Source organism: Pseudarthrobacter sp. S9 (assembly GCF_050156545.1).
Classification (GTDB): domain Bacteria; phylum Actinomycetota; class Actinomycetes; order Actinomycetales; family Micrococcaceae; genus Arthrobacter.
The window spans coordinates 2,271,523-2,289,244 of the sequence record NZ_CP189576.1 but is presented as its reverse complement, the minus strand read 5'-3'; the positions used below and the strand labels follow the sequence as shown (position 1 = coordinate 2,289,244).

Annotated in this window: 18 protein-coding genes and 1 pseudogene; 11 read left to right on the top strand and 8 right to left on the bottom strand. The window is 67.1% G+C overall.

The annotated features are described in order from the left end of the window. Nucleotides 1–2: 2 nt before the first annotated feature. Nucleotides 3–1,484 (bottom strand): DUF3375 family protein, encoded by a 1,482-nt coding sequence (locus ACQCSY_RS10965; RefSeq protein ID WP_427128729.1) that lies wholly within the window; start codon nucleotides 1,482–1,484, stop codon nucleotides 3–5. 164 nt (nucleotides 1,485–1,648) lie between these two features. On the opposite strand from ACQCSY_RS10965, the gene ACQCSY_RS10960 reads away from it, so the two are divergent. The 4 genes from ACQCSY_RS10960 to ACQCSY_RS10945 all read left to right on the top strand — a co-directional run bounded on the left by ACQCSY_RS10960 (nucleotide 1,649) and on the right by ACQCSY_RS10945 (nucleotide 5,537). Next, the gene (locus tag ACQCSY_RS10960) at nucleotides 1,649–2,053 is read left to right on the top strand and encodes a hypothetical protein (protein ID WP_427128728.1); all 405 of its coding nucleotides are present in this window, start codon (nucleotides 1,649–1,651) and stop codon (nucleotides 2,051–2,053) included. Nucleotides 2,054–2,234: 181 nt separating this feature from the next. After that, nucleotides 2,235–2,573, top strand: coding sequence for a hypothetical protein (locus ACQCSY_RS10955; protein WP_427128727.1), 339 nt, complete (start codon nucleotides 2,235–2,237; stop codon nucleotides 2,571–2,573). A gap of 63 nt (nucleotides 2,574–2,636) precedes the next feature. Next, nucleotides 2,637–4,637, top strand: coding sequence for an acyl-CoA dehydrogenase family protein (locus ACQCSY_RS10950; RefSeq protein WP_427135577.1), 2,001 nt, complete (start codon nucleotides 2,637–2,639; stop codon nucleotides 4,635–4,637). A 177-nt stretch (nucleotides 4,638–4,814) separates the two neighbouring features. Beyond that, entirely contained in the window at nucleotides 4,815–5,537 is a 723-nt protein-coding gene (locus tag ACQCSY_RS10945) for a hypothetical protein (protein ID WP_427135575.1), read from the top strand. Here ACQCSY_RS10945 and ACQCSY_RS10940 read toward each other — a convergent pair. Next, nucleotides 5,534–5,974, bottom strand: coding sequence for a YchJ family protein (locus ACQCSY_RS10940; RefSeq protein ID WP_427135574.1), 441 nt, complete (start codon nucleotides 5,972–5,974; stop codon nucleotides 5,534–5,536). The genes ACQCSY_RS10945 and ACQCSY_RS10940 overlap by 4 nt on opposite strands. 227 nt (nucleotides 5,975–6,201) lie before the next feature. Between ACQCSY_RS10940 and ACQCSY_RS10935 the strand changes: the two genes are divergently transcribed. From ACQCSY_RS10935 to ACQCSY_RS10915, 5 genes and pseudogenes are all read left to right on the top strand, one after another. Beyond that, the gene (locus ACQCSY_RS10935) at nucleotides 6,202–6,837 is read left to right on the top strand and encodes a hypothetical protein (RefSeq protein ID WP_427135572.1); all 636 of its coding nucleotides are present in this window, start codon (nucleotides 6,202–6,204) and stop codon (nucleotides 6,835–6,837) included. Between the two features lie 40 nt (nucleotides 6,838–6,877). Then, nucleotides 6,878–7,881: pseudogene (locus ACQCSY_RS10930) on the top strand (aldo/keto reductase family protein). Nucleotides 7,882–7,885: 4 nt separating this feature from the next. After that, a complete protein-coding gene (locus ACQCSY_RS10925) occupies nucleotides 7,886–8,740 on the top strand; it encodes an SDR family oxidoreductase (protein WP_427135570.1) in 855 nt (284 codons plus the stop codon). A gap of 148 nt (nucleotides 8,741–8,888) precedes the next feature. Next, nucleotides 8,889–10,004, top strand: coding sequence for a sulfite oxidase (locus ACQCSY_RS10920; protein WP_427135568.1), 1,116 nt, complete (start codon nucleotides 8,889–8,891; stop codon nucleotides 10,002–10,004). A 43-nt stretch (nucleotides 10,005–10,047) separates the two neighbouring features. Next, complete coding sequence (locus ACQCSY_RS10915; protein WP_427135567.1) at nucleotides 10,048–10,539, top strand: DUF1003 domain-containing protein; 492 nt, start codon at nucleotides 10,048–10,050, stop codon at nucleotides 10,537–10,539. An 11-nt stretch (nucleotides 10,540–10,550) separates the two neighbouring features. Here ACQCSY_RS10915 and ACQCSY_RS10910 read toward each other — a convergent pair whose 3' ends face one another. The 5 genes from ACQCSY_RS10910 to ACQCSY_RS10890 form a co-directional block, all read right to left on the bottom strand. After that, nucleotides 10,551–11,330, bottom strand: a complete 780-nt coding sequence (locus ACQCSY_RS10910) for an SDR family NAD(P)-dependent oxidoreductase (protein WP_427135565.1) — start codon at nucleotides 11,328–11,330, stop codon at nucleotides 10,551–10,553. A gap of 82 nt (nucleotides 11,331–11,412) precedes the next feature. Next, a complete protein-coding gene (locus ACQCSY_RS10905) occupies nucleotides 11,413–13,119 on the bottom strand; it encodes a DUF4389 domain-containing protein (RefSeq protein ID WP_427135563.1) in 1,707 nt (568 codons plus the stop codon). Nucleotides 13,120–13,145: 26 nt separating this feature from the next. Next, on the bottom strand, nucleotides 13,146–13,460 hold the full coding sequence (locus ACQCSY_RS10900) for a flavodoxin family protein (protein ID WP_427135561.1): 315 nt from the start codon (nucleotides 13,458–13,460) through the stop codon (nucleotides 13,146–13,148). After that, nucleotides 13,457–14,512, bottom strand: coding sequence for a zinc-dependent alcohol dehydrogenase family protein (locus tag ACQCSY_RS10895; protein WP_427135559.1), 1,056 nt, complete (start codon nucleotides 14,510–14,512; stop codon nucleotides 13,457–13,459). Before ACQCSY_RS10895 ends, ACQCSY_RS10900 begins: the two co-directional genes overlap by 4 nt. After that, nucleotides 14,509–14,838, bottom strand: a complete 330-nt coding sequence (locus ACQCSY_RS10890; RefSeq protein WP_427135558.1) for a hypothetical protein — start codon at nucleotides 14,836–14,838, stop codon at nucleotides 14,509–14,511. The genes ACQCSY_RS10895 and ACQCSY_RS10890 overlap by 4 nt, the downstream gene beginning before the upstream one ends. Nucleotides 14,839–15,241: 403 nt before the next feature. Between ACQCSY_RS10890 and ACQCSY_RS10885 the strand changes: the two genes are divergently transcribed. Both ACQCSY_RS10885 and ACQCSY_RS10880 read left to right on the top strand, forming a co-directional pair. After that, on the top strand, nucleotides 15,242–15,538 hold the full coding sequence (locus ACQCSY_RS10885; protein WP_427135556.1) for a hypothetical protein: 297 nt from the start codon (nucleotides 15,242–15,244) through the stop codon (nucleotides 15,536–15,538). 91 nt (nucleotides 15,539–15,629) lie between these two features. Then, a complete protein-coding gene (locus ACQCSY_RS10880) occupies nucleotides 15,630–17,162 on the top strand; it encodes an amidohydrolase family protein (protein ID WP_427135554.1) in 1,533 nt (510 codons plus the stop codon). Here the strand turns inward: ACQCSY_RS10880 and ACQCSY_RS10875 are convergent. Next, entirely contained in the window at nucleotides 17,159–17,668 is a 510-nt protein-coding gene (locus ACQCSY_RS10875; RefSeq protein ID WP_427135552.1) for a hypothetical protein, read from the bottom strand. The two genes, ACQCSY_RS10880 and ACQCSY_RS10875, sit on opposite strands and share 4 nt — an antisense overlap. Nucleotides 17,669–17,722 lie beyond the last annotated feature (54 nt).

Below are 17,722 nucleotides of genomic sequence, written 5' to 3'. Positions count from 1 at the left end.
CTTCAATCCTTCTTGAGCGTGACCACTGGCAGGTAGGCCGTGCGGGTGGTGCCGTCGATCTGTTCGAAGTCAATGGGTCCCCAGGCCTCGCGGTCGAAGCCGGCCCCGTCGTGGAGGGCCTGGGCGAGCAGGGTGCGGATGGAATTGATGTGGCGCTCTTCGGCGGGGAGCTGCCCCCAGGCCTCGGCCAGGGACGAGGCACCCGCTAGTGCGGCGCGGATAGCCTCCGGCTTGGCCTTGCCGGTCCGCGGCGAGCGGGTGCGGTCCGAGTCGCTGAAGGCGATCGGGTCGGCGAGCTTGGGCGGGGCCGCGAACTCGTCCGGGTCGAACAGCTTGACCATGGCCAGGGATTCGAAGCAGGCGTTGAAGAGCACCGGGCCGCGGACCAGGCCGGGACGTTCGCGCTCGTACGGCAGGGACCGGATCGCCTGCTCGGCCTCGCGCAGGACCTTACGGAGCCGGACCGACTGCCGGAAGTCGTCGCTTTGGACGTAGGTGTTGAGGCTTTCGCTGAGCTTGCCGTAGATCCGCTGGATCTGGCTGTGCTGCGTGCGGAGTTCGGCCACGAGGTTCTTGAGGGTCTCGCGTTCGTCATGGCTGAGCTCGTCCGCGAACTGCCGGCTGAGCACCTCGCCGATCGCTGACCGGAACCTCAGCTGCTGTTGCGGGTCATCCAGGAACGCGGTGAAGGAGCGGAACGTCCTGCCCTCGGGGCTCTGCCGGAGCCGCTTGTCCGCCTCGAGCACCTGGGCCATGGTGGCGCCCTTGCTGAGGGATTCCTCGATGATCTGGTTGCGGAGCTCCCCCACGAGCTCCTCGATGCGGTCACGCATCTTCTTGTAGTCCGCGGGCAGGCTCGCGGCGAGGTCCAGGATGTTGCCGGCGGCTTCCACGGCCTCGTCGTCGTCGAGCAGGCCGTCAAAGTCACCGGAACCGATGTCCTCGATCAGCTGGCGCCGTTCGCCGATCTCCTCTTCGAGGGATTCGAGCCGTGCGCTCTGGTCCGGGTTCGTTTCGTTGGCGAGCTTCTCGACGTCGCCCAGCAGTGTGCCGAGCCGGGAGCCGTTGAGGGTGGAGCGTTCGCTGGAGAGGCTGTCCAGGAACGCTAGAACGCGGGCTGCGGGCTCGGTGACTTCGTAGACGATCTGGCCCGACTGGTTGCGGCGGGTCAGGAAGTTCTTGCGGGTCCATTCGTCCGCATACTTTTTTCCGGAAAGCGCTCCGTTCACAGCACCGCTCTCTCCCGTGTGTTGCTCTCCCGAACCGGGAGCCTGGCGGCGGAGCTGCTCAAGGAAGGCGTCGACGTCGGCGTGGAACTGTTCCAGCGGCAGCTGCGCCCGGGTGCGCGTGAAGGAGGCCTGCAGCACGGCGATCACCCATGGTGCGGACCGGGTGAGCGCCCAGGCCGGTCCCTTCGTGAGGAGTTCGAGGTCCCGGAGACGGGCGCCGATGGCGTCGGCCGGGGACACGGCGGAGCGGGACACGCACTCTCCTTCAGCTGCCTGGCGATGTTGTCGGGCAGCGGATTCGAAAAACTGCCAACTACAAGGTTAACGCAGGCCCCAGTCCGTATTTCCCGTCCGCATTAATCGTTGTATGCCGTCCGCAGCCGGAGCACACTGTAGAGACCACTTGAGAGGAGACTGTCATGCGGAAGCAGAGGATGTGGATCACCGGGGCGGCGTCAGCCGCAGTGGTTCTGGGCGGCGCGTCCGTGGCGGTGGCGGTCATCCAGCAGTCCAGGGATTTTCGTCCCTGGGATGCGAGCTCCCTCGTGGTCAGGGTCGGCGATCTGGAGCTCGACGATGCGGCCGGCTCGGCGCAGGCGCTCAGTGACGCCGACCGCGACAAGGCCACGAGCGCCGCGCTGTCCAAGGTCGGTCAGGGCAAAGCGACCGAAGTGGAACGGGACGATGACGCGGGTTCTGCCTTTGAGGTGGCGGTGCGTCTTGACGACGGGTCCGAGGTCGACGTCGAGCTCGCAGCGGACTTCCAGGTCCTGAACCAGAGCGCACCGGAGCACCAGAGCGCACCGGAGCACGACGACGACTAACGCGGTCCTGTGACGCATGTGACTGATGAGGTTTCCGCAACCTCTCCGTGACCTACGCTCCGGTAGCATTTCGATCCCATATCAAGAGCCCCGGAACGCCCAGGGGACTCTGGTTGAGCGCACCTCCGGCACCCTACGCTCAGGCTACCGGTTCAGCCGAAGCAATGGTGCAGGGGGAAGAATGCAGTTCGACCTAAGCGCAGTGGAAACGGGCACCATGGTGTTCATGGGAACCCTTGTGTTTGCCCTGGTGATCACCCTCTTCATGATGACGGCGGCCTTCGCGGCGATGGTGCTGGTAGGCGTCGGACGGCTCGCGTGGCTCATCGTGGCAGGGACCCTGCTGGGTCTGGTCCGCGGCATCAACCACGCCTGGGACAAGCTGGTGCACCACGCGTCCACCGTGGACCTGCCCGGTGATTTCCAGGTTGACTTCCGGGTTGATTTCGGCGCTGATTTTCCAGGGCAGTCCTCCCCTAGTACGGGCACCTACCCGCGGGTAGTATTGCGGGACAGCTGAAGGGCCCTCCACCCACGGCGGACCCAGGGCTCGAGCCGGTTACCCGGTTAGAGGAGATGCCCGATGAGCTCCGCCATTGAAGATCCAGCCACCGACATCCCCGCCGCAGAAGATCCTGTCGCGCCGGAGCACATCGGTCCCGACGCCACCGCCGCCGATGCGCGGGCCATCGCCGAGGCCGCCCGCGAGACCAGCTGGGAGCGGCCCAGCTTCGCCAAGCGGCTTTACCTTGGCAGCTTTGAGCTGAACCTGATCCACCCGTGGCCGGAGGCCCCCGCGGACGATGTCGAACGCGGCGAGGCGTTCATGGCCCGTCTGACCGACTTCTGCCGCACCATGTCCGGGCGCACCATCGAGCGCGACGCCCGCGTCCCGGACGAATACCTCAAAGGACTGGCGGAGCTGGGCGCGTTCGGCATGAAGATTCCGCGCGAATACGGCGGCCTGGGCCTCACGCTCGTGTACTACGGCCGCGCGCTGGCGCTCCTGGGCTCGGTCCATCCGACCCTGGGCGCCCTGCTCTCTGCTCACCAGTCCATCGGCGTTCCGGAGCCGGTCAAAGTCTTCGGCACGCCGGCACAGAAGCAGGAGTACCTGCCGCGCTGCGCCGCCGGAGCCATCACCGCTTTCCTGCTGACCGAGCCCGACGTCGGCAGCGACCCTGCCCGGATGGGCAGCACCGCGGTCCTCGCGGACGACGGCGAATCGTATGTCCTGGATGGCGTGAAGCTGTGGACCACCAACGGGGTGATCGCCGAACTAGTCGTCGTCATGGCGCTGGTTCCGGCCCACACCGGCGCGGACGGGATAGTCCACAACGGCGGCATCAGCGCGTTCGTGGTGGAAATGGACTCCCCCGGCATCACGGTGGAAAACCGCAATGCCTTCATGGGCCTCCGCGGCATCGAAAACGGTGTCACCCGCTTCCACCAGGTCAGGGTTCCGGCGGCCAACCGGCTGGGACGCGAAGGCCAGGGCCTGAAGATTGCCCTCACCACGCTCAACACCGGCCGGCTCTCGATTCCCGCGCTCTGTGTCGCGTCCGGACGCTGGAGCCTGAAGATCGCCCGCGAATGGTCCAATGCCCGCACCCAGTGGGGCCGGCCTGTCGGCCAGCACGAGGCCGTGGGAAAAAAGATTGCCTTCATCGCGGCCAGCGCCTTCGCCCTGGACGCCGTGTTCGAGCTTTCCGCTGAAATGGCCGACGCCGGGCAGAAGGACGTCCGGATCGAGGCAGCCCTCGCCAAGCTGTGGTCCACGGAGATCAGCTGCCTGATTGCGGACGAGCTGGTGCAGATCCGCGGCGGCCGCGGCTTCGAAACGGCGGACTCGCTCGAGGCCCGCGGCGAGCGCGCAGTGCCTGCCGAACAGCAGCTCCGCGATCTGCGGATCAACCGGATCTTCGAGGGCTCCTCTGAAATCATGAAGCTCCTGATCGCCCGCGAAGCCGTGGACGCCCATCTGGCGGTCGCCGGCGATCTCGCTTCCGAGGATGCCAGCCTGTCGGACAAGGCGAAGGCCGCCCTCGGCGCGTCCGGCTTCTACGCGAAGTGGCTGCCCAAGCTCGTCGCCGGCGCCGGCATGGACCCACGGTCCTACAGCGACTTCGGCCGGCTGGCGAAGCAGCTGCGCTTCGTCGAGCGGTCCTCGCGGCGGCTGGCCCGGCAGACCTTCTACGGGATGGGCCGCTGGCAGGCGAAGCTCGAGCACAAGCAGGCGTTCCTGGGACGGATCGTTGACATCGGGGCCGAGCTGTTCGCGATGGCGGCGTGCTGTTCGCGGGCGGAGATGCTGCTGCGCACCTCGCCGGAACGCGGCGCCTCCGCGTACGAGCTCGCCGAGGCCTACTGCGAACAGGCCCGTGTGCGCGTGGATGAATACTTTGACCGGCTGTGGAGGAACACGGACGACGCCGACCATGTGCTCGCCCGCAAGGTCCTCGCCGGCGACTACGAATGGCTCGAAGCCGGCGTGCTGGACCAGTCCGAAGGAACCGGTCCATGGATTGCAGACGCCAGCCCGCGCGCCTCAGCGAAGGAGAACCTGCACCGGAAATACCGCTGACTAGCGGCTGGTCTCACTCCTGCTGCAACTGGATAGTAAGCACCTGAATGGTAAGCACCCTTGCTAACTGAGTTCCGACAGTGGTTAAGTGGAGATGAGACCTCCACCCCGGTCTCAGTTTTGCGGTGACCGGTTCGAACAATGAGCCGGGTCAATCAGTGAAAGTGAGCAGCGGCCATGAGCAGCACAGCAGGCCCCGAAGATCGAACGCCCCGGCGCGCCCGCCCCGAGGAGGACACTCCCGGCGCCCGCGCCGACGCAGGCTATGACGCCGGCTATGACGAAGTCGGGGAGGAACAGGTCTGGGAAGAGGTTCCCACCCGCGAAACCGTGGTGGCCCGGGAGAAGGAGCAGTTCGGCGGCATCAAGATCGGCTCAGCCTTCTTCGGCTGGCTCGCCGCCACCGGCACCGCCGTGCTGCTGACCGCCCTGGTCGCCGCCGCGGGCACCGCCGTCGGCCTCGCCACCAACACCGACGTCAACGAGGCCGTGGACCAGGCCTCCAACAACCAGACAGTGGGGCTCGTCGGCATCATCGTGCTGCTGGTGATCCTGCTCGTTGCCTACTACTGCGGCGGCTACGTGGCCGGGCGGATGGCACGGTTCAACGGCGCCCGGCAGGGCCTCATGGTCTGGGTGTGGGCCATCATCGCCGCCGTCGTCGTCGCCGTGCTCGGCCTGGTCGCCGGGCAGCGCTACAACATCCTCGCCAACCTAAACAGCTTTCCGCGCATCCCGGTCAATGAGGGCCAGTTGAACACCATGAGCATCATCGCCGCCGTCGTGGTGGCCGTGGTTGCCCTAATCGGCGCCGTGCTCGGCGGCCTCGCGGGCATGCGCTTCCACCGCAAGGTGGACCGTGCCGGGTTCACTCCGGCGGAGACCGTCGAGGAACGCTAAGCCAGCAAGACGGCGTCGAGGTAGAACCAGCGGCGATCCTGCCGCACGAAACGGCTTGTTTCGTGGTGGACTCCGCGTTCGCCGTCGTACCGGAAATGCGCCGCGAACTCGACGGTGCCCTCGCTGTCCAGCGGGCCGCCGCGGCCGGTGGAGAGGATATCCAGGCGCCGCCACTCCATGGCGGGATCCAGGTCCAGCCCGGACGGCAGGGTGTCCGGATGCCAGGTCCGCAGCAGGTAGTCGGCGTCCAGCACCACGAAGGCGCTGTACCGGGAACGCATGAGCTGCTCCGCGGCCGGCGCCTCCGCGTCACCGCGGTGGAACCGGCCGCAGCAATCAGCGTACTGCTCGCCGGAGAGGCACGGGCAGTTCCCCTCATACGGAGTCCTGGACGGGCTGCTGTCCGGCTCGGAATCGGCTGCTGCGGCGTGCGTCACAAGGTGTCCTTCCGGCGGGCCGGACGACGCCGGCGGGGCTGCTTCCGACTATAGACGCATGGCCCGCGGCGCCGACGCATGCTGCGGGATAACAGCTTTGACACATCTCCGCCGAGGCCGCCGATGCCTGCGTGTCCGCAGCGAAAAGTCCGTATTGTTAAGAGGGGCCCTTGCCTGCCGGGATAGTTGCGGCAGGGACCCGCTGCAGGCTGGATAGGAGAGGTGAAGTGGAAGATCCGACAACCATCGCGCTGAACCTGACCTTTTTCGGGACCCTTGGAGTGGCGCTCGTCATGTTCCTCGGTCTCTTCATCGTTTTTGTCGCCACGCTGGTGATCGCCGGAGTCGGCCGGCTCGTAGGTGTCACGGTCATGGCCATCACCGGGATCCTGGGCAAGGACCCGGAGCAGCAGCAGGGCCCGGACCGGCAGCAGGAAAAGCCGGCCAGCGCCGCAATGCCGGTCCGCCCGGCCAAGAAGGAAGCCAAAAAGCAACCCGCGCTATCACCGGAATGGGCCGCCGCCGTGGCCCGGGCGGATGCGCGCGCCACGGCGAGGGCCAAAGCCGAAGCTGCCCCGGCCGTCAGGGTCTCCGTCCGCGACCTCCCCGACCCAAGGGTTCCGGTGCGGGACATCATGGAAGTCTCCCCCCTCGTGGAGTCGGCCACGGACCGGAACGGCAAGCTCGACGCCGTCCCGCGCACCTTCAAGAAACCTCCCATGCCCGCGGCGAAGTCCCTGCTGGACACCGGCTCGCTCGTGTCGCTGCCGGGCCGGCTCCCAGGCGGGCTCCCGGGCGGGCTGCCGGGCGGGCTGCCGCTCGTGAAGGACAAGCAGCAGGCCCACCAGCGCAAAGCCGGCTGAGCCCTTACCCCGGACAGGCAAGTCCGCTACGGTGAAACCCATGGAATTCAGATACCTCGGGCACAGCGGCTTCAAGATTTCAGAATCACGTTCGGCAACTGGCTGACGCATGGCTCGCAGGTGGAGAACGACGTCGCCACCCAGTGTGTCCGGGCAGCGCTCGACGCCGGTATCAGCACCTTTGACACGGCGGACGTCTATGCCAACACGGCGGCGGAGACGGTCCTCGGCGAAGCCCTGAAGGGCGAGCGCCGGCAGTCGCTGGAGATCTTCACCAAGGTGTTCGGCCCCACCGGGCCCAAGGGCCACAACGATCTGGGCCTGTCCCGCAAACACATCATGGAATCCATCGACGGCTCCCTGACCAGGCTGCAGACGGACTACGTGGATCTGTACCAGGCCCACCGCTACGACTTCGAGACCCCGCTGGAAGAGACCATGCAGGCTTTCGCCGACATCGTGCGGCAAGGCAAGGCGCTGTACATCGGCGTCAGCGAGTGGACGGCCAGCCAGATCCGCGACGGCCACGCCCTCGCCAAGGAACTGGGCTTCCAGCTGATTTCAAACCAGCCGCAGTACTCCATGCTGTGGCGGGTCATCGAGGCCGAGGTGGTTCCGGCGTCGGAGGAGCTGGGCCTCTCCCAGATCGTCTGGTCCCCCATGGCGCAGGGCGTCCTGAGCGGAAAATACCACCCCGGGAAGCCTGCCCCCGAGGGCAGCCGCGCCACGGATGCCAAGGGCGGCTCGAAGATGATCGAGCGTTGGATGTCCTCCGAGGTCCTTACCGGGGTGCAGCAGCTCAAGCCGATCGCGGAGGAGGCCGGGCTCACCATGGCCCAGCTGAGCATCGCCTGGGTGCTGCAGAACAAGAACGTGGCCTCGGCGATCATGGGCGCGTCCCGCCCGGAGCAGATCGCCGGCAACGTGGCGGCTGCCGGCGTGAAGCTGGATGAGGTCATCATGGACAAGATCGACGCCGCCATCGGCGCCCTGGCCGAGCGCGACCCCGCGCAGACCAAGTCGCCCGCCGCCCGGGAGGCATAGGCCAATGACTGCCGGGCCCGAGCTCGCCGTCACCGGTTCCACCGGACAACTGGGTGCCATGGTGGCCAGACTCCTGGCCCAGGCGGGCAGCCCGCAGCGGCTTCTGGTGCGCGACGCCGGCCGGGCACCGGCGCTCCCGGACGCGGCTCCCGTGGTCTTCACGTATTCGGACCCGGAGCTGGCGCGGGAATCGCTGGACGGGGTGAAGACCCTGTTCATGGTCTCCGCCGCCGAGGCCGAAGACCGGCTGCAGCAGCACTACACCTTCGTTGATGCGGCGGCCGCGGCCGGGGTGCGGCACATTGTGTACACCTCGTTCTTCGGGGCGGCCCCTGATGCCACGTTCACCCTGGCGCGGGACCACTTCGCCACGGAGCAGCGGATCAAGTCCTCCGGCATGGACTACACATTCCTGCGGGACAACTTCTACATGGACTTCCTGCCGCTGCTGGCCGGGGAGGACGGCGTCATCCGCGGGCCAGCCGGGGACGGTGTCATGGCCGCCGTCGCCCGCGCGGACATTGCCCGCTCCGCAGTCACAGTACTGCGGGAGCCGGACCTGCACGTGCGCCGGAGCTACAATCTCACGGGGCCGGAGGACATCTCGCTGGCCCGGGCCGCCGAAATCCTCACCGCCGGAACCGGCCGGACCATCAGCTTCCACAACGAAACGCTGGAGGAGGCCTACGCCTCACGGGCGTCCTATGGTGCGCCGCCGTGGCAGGTGGACGCGTGGGTGAGCACCTACACGGCCATCGCAGCCGGCGAGATGGCCGGACCGACCTCGGCTGTGCATGAGCTCACCGGCCGCGAACCCCTGGGCCTGGCCCAGTTCCTGGCCGAGGCGCACAGGCTGTAGGCGCGCCGCGGGCGCACCCCGCAGGAGCGCCGCCTGCGGGACTAGCCCAGTATTGACCGTCTCCGAGCTGCGGCGTAGACCTGAAGGCAGGGAGACCGGCCAAAACCGGGCTGGTCCGGAGCAGAATGGCAGCGCCATGCCAAAGCAAATGTCAAAACAGACCCCAGGCGGCGTGCGCCGTCAGACGCAGCGGCTCAGTGCACATTCCGGCGAGCCGAGCCACGGCCCGCTCACGGCCGAGGAACTCCAGCTCGCCGTGCGGAACCACTCGATGCCGCTGGAAGCCCTGCGGATTGACACGACGCCGCCCGGTTTGCACTATGTGCTCAACCACTTCGACATCCCGTTCATCGACGCCGAGCACTGGCATCTGCGGATCGGCGGCGCCGTGCAGCGGTCCGTGGAACTGAGCCTCCGGGCCCTGCTCCGGGCACCGAGCATCAGCGCCCCCGTCACCCTGGAATGCGCGGGCAACGGACGCTCCCTGCTGCGGCCCCGCCCGCTGAGCCAGCCCTGGATGCTGGAGGCTGTCGGCACGGCGACGTGGACCGGCGTCCCGCTGGCCTACCTCCTGGCCCGCGCCGGGGTGGATGACGACGCCGCCGAGGTCGTGTTCACCGGCGCCGACACCGGGGTCCAGGGCGGCGTCCGGCAGCAGTTTGCACGGAGCCTGCCGATCGCCGAGGCGCTGCGGCCCGACGTCGTGCTGGCCTACCGGATGAACGGCGCTGAGCTGCCGCCGCAGCACGGCTACCCGCTTCGGCTGGTTGTCCCGGGCTGGTACGGCATGGCGAGCGTCAAGTGGCTGGCCTCGATCAACGTGGTGACCAAGCCCTTTGCCGGGTTCCAGCAGTCGGTCGCGTACCGCTACCAGCAGGACGCGGACGACGCCGGCACCCCGGTCACGTGGATGAAGGTCCGTTCGCTGATGGTCCCGCCGGGAGTCCCGGACTTCTTCACCCGGCGGCGGATCCTGCCTCCCGGGCCCGTGATGCTGACGGGCCGGGCCTGGTCCGGCGAGGGGGCAGTTCAGCGCGTCGATGTGGGGATCGACGGCAAGTGGGCGCCGGCCCATCTGGAGCATCCGGCGGCACCCTTTGCCTGGTGCGCCTGGTCGATGCCGTGGGTGGCCGACCCCGGCGAACACGTGCTGGCGTGCCGTGCCACGGATGCTAGCGGGGCCGTGCAGCCGCTGGAGCAGGCGTGGAACTACCAGGGCATGGGCAACAACGTGGTGCAGCGGGTAAAGGTCACCGTCGAGTAGCCGCCCGGTCTCAAGACGGCCGCGGGGCCCTTACGCTTGGCACATGAGCGAGCAAAGAAAGACGTGGCACGCCGCGCATAAGGCCGGACTCAGCAGGGGCCAGCGGGCAGCAGACATCATGCGGAACGGGATGGGCAGCTGGCCGTTCGTGGGATCCTTCATCGGCTTCATGATCGTCTGGGCCCTGCTGAACTCCGCGGTGCTGGCCGCGCACGCCTGGGACCCGTACCCCTATATCCTGCTGAACCTGTTCCTGTCCATGCTTGCCGGCCTGCAGGGCGCCATCCTGCTCATCGCCGCGAAGCGGCAGGATGCCATTGCCGCCGCCATGGCCCAGCACGACTACGACACCGATCTGCAGTCCAAGGCGGAGATCGACCGGCTCACCACCATCAACAACCAGCAGCTGGAAATCCTCCGCGAGCTGCGGCAGCTTGCCGGCGCGCGGGACGGCGCGCGGGACGGCGCGCGGGACGGCGCGCGGGATCCGGCCCCGGACGGCAATGACCGCACTGACGGGGATGCGCCCGGCTGATAGTCCATGTATCAGTAGTCCACGATCGCGCCGCTGGAAATGTTGACCGTGGCGTCAGTGATGGCCGCCGCCTTGTCCGAGACCATGAAGGACGCCACGTTCCCGACGTCGGCCAGGGTGGCGGTGCGGTTCAGGTGGGCGGCCTTGGCGATCTCCCCCACGATCTCATCGCGCCCCTCGGCCTGCCAGGGAATGGTCTCGATGATGCCGCCGGTCACCATGGTGACCACCCGGATGCCGTGTTTGCCCAGCTCAAGCGCCCACTGCCGGCGCAGCCCCTCCATCGCGTCCAGGGCCACCTTGAACCCGCCGAGCCCGGGCAGGGTCTGCGGCCCGGAGCCGCCGAACATCAGCACGACGCCGGAGCGCTGTTTGATCATGTGCGTGGCCGCCGCGCGGGTAGTGAGGAAGTGGGTGCGCGTGGCCAGGGCAATGGGCTGGGTGAAGTCATCCACGTCGATTTCCATCAGCGACTGCTGGACGTCGCCGAAGGAGATCACATTGAAGGAGATGTCGATCCGCCGGCTCTTCTTGGCCACCCGGTCCACGAAGGCGTCGACCTGTTCTTCGTCCAGGGCGTCGACGACGGCGGTCTCGGCCCTGCCGCCCGACTCCTGGATGTCCCGGGCTACTTTCTCCAGCCGCGACTCGGTGCGCCCCGCGAGGTGCACGACTGCGCCTTCGGCCGCGAACGCCCTCGCCACGGCCCCGCCGATCGCCCCGCCGCCGCCGTAGATCAGGGCGGTCTTGCCGTGCAGCAAGCCGCTTTCCGGATTCCCGTTATTCAGCATGGCCGCCTGCCTCCTGCCGCGGAGTGGTGAATTCCCTCAACTATGTTCTTGCAGAGGGCCGGTGGCAAGAGCGGGCCTGGTTCTAGCCTTCCGGAGGAACCGTTGGAGGAGCGGCCGGTCCGGCGGGACCGCGGGGGTCGTCCGGGCCGGAGGGAACGCCGGGGCCGGCGGGCCCTCCAGGCTCCTCGGGGCCCCCAGAGAATCCTGGGCCACCGGCGCCGTAGAAGCTGGCTGGACCACCCGGGCCACGGAGAGCGCCGGGCGCGCCGTCGGGCGGGAACTCAGCGGGAGGGCCGCCGTAAGCCACCGCCGGGACATCCCCCGGATCGGCGGGCCCCATGTCCAGATGGAACGGCGGGTACTCGTCCCGCATGAGGGCGACGTAGGAGATCACGCGGTAGACCCAGCGGTTCAGGCCGAGCAGGAGGTCGAACAGGCCCTTCCAGTACTGGCCGGTGAACAGCAAAATGACCCCGGCAATGCAGACCAGCAGCCCAATCAGGGAAATGCCCATGCCCTCCTGCACCCAGCGGCCGTCGCGTGCGACCCAGGTCCGCGCCGTCCCGGTCAGCACACCGATGATGAGCAGATGCGGAAATGCCAGCAGCCAGGACTTCACCAGCACCAGGCCGCGGGACAGCCTCTCCGGATAGTCGACGTCGAAGTCCGCCGGGTAGTCGGTGCGGGCCAGGGTGAAGGGCGGGTAGAGGTCCGTGCCGAGCGCCCCGTAGGAGTAGAAAGCCACCCGCCAGTTCCAGCGGATCACCCCGACGTTGAAGTTGAACAGCGAGCGCGGATAGCGGCCGGTGAACAAGATCGCGAACCAGGACACGATTGTGGTGACCACGAAGGCGAACCACAGGAAGAACAGGATGATGTAGTGCGGGATGGCAAGGAACCATTTCACGAGCCACATCCAGCGGGACAGGTTGGGGTCCAGATAGCCGCTGAGCCGCGCCGAATAGGGACGGCCGCCCGCGGCATAAGGCGCCGCAGCAAATGGCGCCGCAGCATAAGGCGCCGCAGCATTCGGCACCGCGGCAAAAGGCTGCGGCGGGCCGGGCTGCGGTTGGTACGGCTGCCCGGGGTAGCGCGGCGGGTAGGCAGGCGGTCCGCCGCGGCCCAGTCCCGCGGCGCCCAGCACGATCAGCGGCACGCCTACCACCAGCAGCACAATGCCGCCGATCAGCAGGCCGATAAAGATTGGCCAGAGCAGATCGGAGCGGGCACCTGCCTGCAGGTCAACGGCGACGGGACTGCTGGCGTCGGCATTCATGATGACCACGGCCCAGGTCCCGGAGCGCAGGTCCCACTTGAGCTCCTGCTCCCCCGGCCCCGTGGCGGACGCGGCCCAGAAACCCTGTTGTGCCGGCCGTGCCGGAGCCTTGGTGCCCGCGACATCGCGGTATTGCGCGCGGAAGGGATCGAACCTGACATCGATGATTTCGGTGTGTTTGACATTAGCCAGATACGCCGCCACGTCGGCCCGGGGTGCGATCCCGATGAAGATTTCCTTCGCGGGATCGGCCGCGGAGCCACGGAGCAGCACGCTGCCCGCAAGGTCCACGGAGGCGCCGTCGGGCACGCCGCGTCCGGTCATGACGTCGAGGCGCGGGGACGCCAGGGCGTAGGAACCGCCTGAGAAACGCTCCAACGGCGACGTGAAGTACCCGCCGTCGCGCTGCTGGTAGTTGGCCCACCCCGCCGCGCCGGCGCCGGCCAGCAGCCCCAGGCCCAGAAGGGCACCCACCGTGCCCAGCACCAGCATGACAATCCGGCCTGGCCTCATGACCGCCGTCCTTTCAGATGATCCGCTTACCGCCTCAGCGATGTCAGGAGGGCTTTCGCCCAACTCCCGGCTTTCTCGATTTCGCCGTTGCGCAGCGGCCCTTCCTTGCCCCTGAAGTAAAACGGCATGGGTTCGGAAATGATGTCGGCTCCGCCTGCCCGGAGCATTTCGATCATCTTCTTGGCCGCGTCACCGTGGATGAACAGCCTGACGCGGGTGTCGAACGCCGCGGCTTTGACTCCCTTGAGGTGGCCGTCGCCGAGGGCGGAGAGCAGCTCGGTGACCCTCGGCGTCGGACGCCAACCGTTAATGGGACTGCCGACGACGAGGAAGGCTTTCATGCGGTGATCACCACCTTGAGCGCTTTCGTCTCCGCCGCACGGGCGAAGGTGTCATAGGCCTCCATGAACTCGTCGAACGTGAAGTGGTGGGTGGCGAATTTCTCCGCCGGCACCTTCTGCTGGGCCACAAGCTTGAGCAGCATGGGGGTGGTGTTGGCGTTGACCAGGCCCATGCTGATGTTGATGTTCTGGATCCAGAGGTTTTCCACGTGCAGTTCCACGGATTTGCCGTGTACGCCGACGTTGGCCACGTTGCCGCCGGGCCGGACGATCTCCGTGCACATGCCGAAGGTAGCCGGGATGCCGACCGCCTCGATGGCCACGTCCACGCCCTGTCCGTCGGTCAGGGCCAGCACCTGCTCCTTCCAGTCGGCGTCGCTGGAGAGGACGACGTCGGTGGCGCCGAATTCGCGGGATTTCTCCAGCCGGTTCGCGTCGAGGTCGATCGCGATGATCGTGGCGGCGCCGTAAAGGCCGGCGGTGGCGATCGCGGCGAGGCCGACGGGGCCGGCACCGACGACGGCGACCGTGTCACCGGGCTTGACCCGGCCGTACTGGACACCGATCTCGAAGCCGGTGGGGAGGATGTCGGAGAGCATGACGGCCTGGTCGTCGCTGACGCCTTCGGGCAGCAGGTGGAGGGAGTTCTCGGCGTAGGGGACGCGGACGTATTCCGCCTGGGTTCCGTCGATCAGGTGTCCGAAGACCCAGCCGATGCCGGATTTGCCTTCCTTCCCCAGGCAATGGGAGTAGAGGCCGGTCTTGCAGTTCGCGCAGTGCCCGCAGGACTTGATGCAGGAGATGATGACGCGGTCCCCGACTTTGAGGCTGGTCACGGACGAACCGATTTCCGTGATGGTTCCGACGCCTTCATGGCCTAGGATCCTGCCTTTTGTCACCGCGGGGACGTCGCCCTTGAGGATGTGGAGGTCCGTGCCGCAGATGGTGGTGGTGTCGACCTTGACGATCACGTCGGAAGGATTCTGGATCTTGGGATCGGGGACGTCCCTCCAGGACTTTTCCCCGGGACCGCCGTAGACGAGGGCTTTCATGCGTTCTCTTTCGTTTTGACGATGACCAGTGGGTCCACGAGGCGCAGGCGGCACGGGGTCTCCGAGGCGTCAATTCCTGAATACAGCAACGAGAGGCGGGCACGTTCGCGGAGCTCCTCGATGGCGGCGGCTGATACCCGGGCGTGGGCCAGGTCGATCACGATTTCGTACCCGGGCAACTTGACGCTCACCCTCCGCGCGACCACGTAGAGCGCCCGGACGTTGGCTGCCGTGACCACGCCGTGCACCTCGATGCGTGTCGATTCCGTGTCGGCATCGATATGGATAAGAACTTTGAGTCGGGGATCCCCAGCATGGTGGTGCATTGAACCGTCAGAGCTCCCTGACGGTTTCCGGATCTTCGCGCATCCCCGGAACTGCGCTGAATTTGCTCATGCGGCCGTGGTCTCCTGCCTTTTCCTGCTGAAGCTGGAAAGTGCAAAATGCCATTTCCCTCCCCAATGACTGGCGAGACCGATGTTGCGTTCCTCAAAGCGGTTCGTCCCCCAATGCATCCCGGTTCATCCCCAGATGGCCGTGCAGGAACCGCCCCGATTACAGCTTGGCGGGTGCGTGTCACGGCGGTAAGGGGCGAAAGTCCCTTGTCTGGGTTTTGGGTGCTTCGGCCTTCCACCCCATGGCACCTAGAAAAAAACTCGTTGACACGCCAAATACCCGGGTCTATGACTTGGCATATCAAAGTACCTCCCACCATCCAAGGAGCAGAAAATGGCGACCACGGCCTACGGTGTTGTTCACTTTTTCCCAGGAGGCACACAGGAGCAGTACGAGGCCTCAATGGCCGCGGTTCACCCGGGGGAAGGGCTCTTGCCCGAGGGCCAGATCTTCCACGCCGGAGGTCCTTCCGCCGGTGGTTGGACCATCATGGCCGTCCATGACTCGACAGAGAGCTGGGAGAAATTCCGCGACAACATCCTCCTTCCTCGGATGCAACAGGGTATCGAGGGCGGGTTCGCATCACAGCCCGAAGAGACGGTTATCGATCTATACAAAGTCATGCCGTAACGGGCCGGAAGCCGTCAAAGGCCATACTCAGGCCTGCGATCCGGCACCGAAGTCATTGTTGCCTGGGCGTTTCGCCCATAGCCTGTTTCCTGTGCCTTCAACCCTTGACCTCTCCGCTGTGCCTGACCTTGTTCTCTCCTCCGTGAGGCAACCGGGCGACGCCGCGCTTTGTGACATCCACATCGCCGACGGCGTGGTCTCGCGGATCAGTCCCGCCGGGACTGCTCCCGCTGGCTCCCTGGTGGCCGACCTCCAGGGACGCTGCGTCATTCCGGATCTGTGGGATGAGCATGTCCATATGACCCAGTGGGCTCTGTCCATCAACCGAATGGACCTGTCCGGCGCCGCGTCTGCCCGGGAGGCGGCCGACGTCGTCCGCTCGCATGGTGCGGACGCCCGCGCTGCCGGCGGGATCGCTTCCAGCTCGCACTTTTCCGGCGCGGACCGGACGCTGACGCTGGTGGGGGTCGGGTTCCGGGACGCCGTCTGGCCGGACGTGCCTAGCCTGGACCTGCTCGACGGCGTGACGCAGGGACTGCCGACGGCGCTGATCAGCCACGATCTTCATTGTGTCTGGCTGAACAGCGCGACGGCTGGACGGTACGGCGTGCCGGTGGACGCCAGCGGTCTGCTCCGGGAGGAGCCGGCGTTCGCCCTGACCCGCGAGCTGGGCAAGCTGCACGACGTCGTGGTTGATGCCTGGGTGCTGGAGGCAGGCCGCGCGGCTGCCGGGCGCGGGATCGTGGGTGTTGTCGATTTCGAGATGACCTGGAACCGCGACGTATGGCTGCGGCGGATGGCCGGGGGCTTTGACGCTTTCCGGGTGGAAGCGGGGGTCTATCCGCAGGATCTGGACCGGGCTATCGCCGCGGGCCTGCGGACGGGGCAGGAGGTGGCCGGCGGACGGGGCAGGCTGCTGACTGTTGGTCCGCTGAAGGTGCTGATCGACGGCTCGCTGAACACCCGCACGGCCTATTGCGTCGAGCCGTACCCGCACGGCGGGCACGGTCTGCTCACTGTCAGCAAAGACGAGCTTCTCTCCCTGCTGGTCCGGGCCCGGGAGGCTGGTTTCGTTCCCGCGGTGGATGCGATCGGCGACGCGGCCAACGAGGTGGCGTTGAACGCCTTCTCCGCCGCCGGCATCCCCGGGCGTATTGAGCATGCCCAGTTTGTCCGGAGGGAGGATTTCGCCCGCTTCGGTCAGTTCGGCCTGACCGCCAGCGTCCAGCCCGCGCACGCCCTCGACGACCGCGACGCCGCCGATTCGAACTGGGCCGGCCGCACGAACCGGGCCTTCCCGCTGCGTTCCTTGCTGGCTTCCGGGGCTGCTCTCGCCCTGGGTTCCGACGCTCCGGTGGCACCGCTGGATCCCTGGACCGCGATGTCGGCGGCCACCACCCGGGCGCGGCGGGACGGACGCGGACCCTGGCACCCCGAGCAGGCCCTCACGCGGCAGGAAGCGCTGGCGTCGTCGGCCCGCGGCCGTGCCAGGATCCGGGTCGGGGACCCGGCGGACCTTGCTGTGCTCGGCGGCGACCCGCTCGCCGTGTCAGACGCGGCGTTCGCAGCGATGCCGGTGGCAGCCACCCTCGTGGCGTGGAGATTCACGCACGACGGCGTTTAGTTGCCCTTGACGCGGGCCTGGACGAGGTTGGCGAACGGCAGCCTGCCATGAAGCTGACGGAAGTCGGTATGATAGTTGGCCTCCGCCGTGTTCAATTCGTCTGGGGGCAGCTCCTTCCAGGCGATTATCAGGGACCCGGCGTCAGCGAGCTGCCAGATCAGCCGCCCGTCCCAATGGCCCGGGGGCTTTCCCTTCCCGAAGTCGATGAATTCCTGGATTTGCCGGCGAAGCCCGCGGTTGCCCTTGCTGCCGGCGCCGGCTTTCCCGACGTACAGGACCTCCGCGCCGTCGACCCATTCCGCGGCGAGCGCCGCCTCCGGCAGGGAGGGATCCTTCTTCTTGAAAATCCCTGCCGTGCTTTTGGCCAGGAACCGCGGCTCAAAGCCTTCCGGCCGCAGCACGGCGAAGATCCCCGTACGCTGCGGGATCCGGTTGATCTCGAGGGCCGCGAGAGTCCTGAACCCGGCGAACCCGGCGTCTTTGAGCGTCTGTTTGTTGATCGGCATGGGTTCCTTGGATCGGGGCAGGGTGGTTTGGCTCCCTTAAAGTTTACGGACGTG